At 59.0% G+C, this 2,525-nt stretch carries 2 protein-coding genes; both read right to left on the bottom strand.

Features of this window, described 5'->3' with window-relative positions; all coding sequences use genetic code 11:
• On the bottom strand, positions 1-335 hold a 335-nt coding region (locus JWR14_RS37140; protein WP_299719550.1), incomplete at its 3' end, for an ATP-binding cassette domain-containing protein.
• The gene (locus tag JWR14_RS37135; protein WP_299719547.1) at positions 332-2,254 is read right to left on the bottom strand and encodes an ABC transporter permease; all 1,923 of its coding nucleotides are present in this window, start codon (positions 2,252-2,254) and stop codon (positions 332-334) included. The genes JWR14_RS37140 and JWR14_RS37135, both read right to left, overlap by 4 nt.
• Positions 2,255-2,525: the final 271 nt, after the last annotated feature.

Here is a 2,525-nt window from a genome sequence, read left to right as displayed (position 1 = left end):
TTGAAGAGCTGGCGGTCCCGCGAAACGAGCGCCATCTGCACATTTTCGATTACCGTCATCGAATTGAAAGTCGCGGCAATCTGGAAGGTGCGGCCAACACCGAGACGCCAGATATCGCGTGGACGCTTGCCCGCGATCTCGTGATCGTCGAACAAGATGGAGCCTGAACTCGGCCTCAACTGCCCGTTGAGCATATTGAAACAGGTAGACTTGCCCGCGCCGTTCGGACCGATCAACGCGAGCAACTGGCCCGCGTTCAGGTCGAAGGAAACGTCGTCGACCGCTTTGACGCCGCCGAACGACTTCGCAAGATGAGAGACGCGCAGAAGGGTCACAGGGCCTCCTTGGCAGGTTGCGAGGTCACGCTGCCATCAGAATTTTTATGCGATCCAAGCTTGTCCCGCACGAACCCCACAATCCCCTGCGGGAACGCAATCACCAGCACCAGGATCGCCGCACCGAGCAGAGCCTCCCAGTAGTCCGTCTGACGCGCGACCGTATCCTGAAGCCACGTGAACACGGCCGCACCGACAATCGGGCCAGTGAGCGTCTGCAAGCCACCCAGCAGCACCATCACGAGACCATCGACCGAGCGCCCGACGCTGATCACCTCCGGCGAGATCGACCCCTTGGAGAACGCATACAGGGACCCCGCAAGACCGCAGAACAATGACGCGATGATGAAGGCCACCCACTGCACGCGCTTCACATCGATACCGATTGCTTCGGCACGCAGGGTGGAATCGCGCGAGGCACGCATGGCATAACCGAGCGGCGAGAACAACATTCGCCGCAAGAGCCAGACACCCAAGACCGCGAATACCAGGGTCACGTAGTAATACGCCACCGTCGAGCTAAGCCAGGTTGACGGCCACAGGTTGAGAATGCCATTGCTGCCGCCGGTCACCGCGTCCCACTGGAACACGATCGACCAGACGATCTGCGCAAACGCCAGCGTCAACATCGCGAGATAGACGCCCGACAAGCGCACGCAGAACCATCCAAACACAATTGCCCCGACACCCGCAAGCAAAGGGCCGAGCACGAGCGCGGCTTCCATCGGCAGGTTCAGAACCTTCAGAAATAACGCCGCGCCATAAGCACCCAAACCGAAATACGCGGCATGGCCAAATGAATGCATGCCGCCCGGACCCATGATGAAATGCAGGCTCGTTGCAAACAGGACCGCGATCAGGATCTCGACGAGCAACACGGGCATGTAGGGAAACACGCCTGAAAGCAGCGGTGCGAGCACAAGCACGGCAAGCACGACGCCAGCGAATATTTTCAGGCGGGTATCGGCCGGACGCAGCGGCGTTTCTGCGGCCGCCATGCTGCGCACTGCCGCTTGTGCGCGACCGAGCAAGCCCCACGGCCGTACGACCAGCACAATAGCCATCACCACGAACTCGGCCACCAGCGTGAACTTGCTCAACGAGAACACCACGCCGCCGATGGTCACGTCGCCCAGGCCAATGCATAGCGCCTTGATCTCCGCGATCAACAACGCCGCCACGAACGCGCCGGGAATCGAGCCCATTCCGCCGACCACCACTACGACGAACGCATTGCCGATCGTATCGATGTCAAGCGACAAGTTCGCCGACATGCGCGGCACCTGAAGCGCGCCGCCAAGACCCGCGAGAAATGCGCCGATAAAAAACACGCCCGTGAATAACCAGGCCTGATTGATACCGAGCGCACCGAGCATTTCCCGGTCGCCGGTCGCCGCGCGCACGAGCGTGCCCCAGCGGGTTTTAGTCAGACCGAACCAGAGGACAGCGAGCACCACGGGACCGATCACGATCAATGCAATGTCATAGGTGGGCAGCGCGTGACCGAGCAGATTGACTGCGCCGCCAAGCAGCGGAGCGCGCGGTCCGAACAGGTCTTCCGGGCCCCAGATATACAAGGCGGCGTCGCGAAAGATCAGCACTAGCGCAAAGGTCGCCAGCAGATGGAATAACTCGGGCGCCTGATAAATGCGCCGAAGCACGATCACTTCGACCAGCGCACCGAGCACGGCGACAATCAGCGCTGCTGCCAGCATGGAAAGCCAGAAACCGGCGACGGTCGAACCAAAGCGGCTGGCGATGCTATAGGCCACATACACGCCAAGCATATAGAACGAGCCGTGCGCGAAGTTGACGATTCGCGTCACGCCGAAGATCAACGACAAACCGGACGCGACAAGAAACATGGCGCAGGCGTCCGCTAGTCCGTTGATGAGTTGCACAGCCAGATTCGAAAGCATCGACGCCTCTATAGCTCGGGATTCATCAAGGTGTTCGCGTCGGCGAGGCTGCTTTTTTCAAGCGCCGTCTCTGCCCGCCGATACAAATGTACACACTCTAATTCTAGTCTTCTATGCAATCACCATGCCCACTTTATAGCTAATGACTTGTACTAGGTATCGTGGTGTTTAACCCTTGTTTTATCGGGCTTTATAGCTGACGCAAAGCTAACAGTCATGCAAGGATGCTTGTTGTGCTGCACCTTATAAAATCAGCGTACACGCCATAATC

The organism is Caballeronia sp., from assembly GCF_028292365.1.
Classification (GTDB): Bacteria; Pseudomonadota; Gammaproteobacteria; order Burkholderiales; family Burkholderiaceae; genus Caballeronia.
Note: the sequence above shows the minus strand (reverse complement) of the source record. Positions and strands in the feature narration are given on the sequence as shown.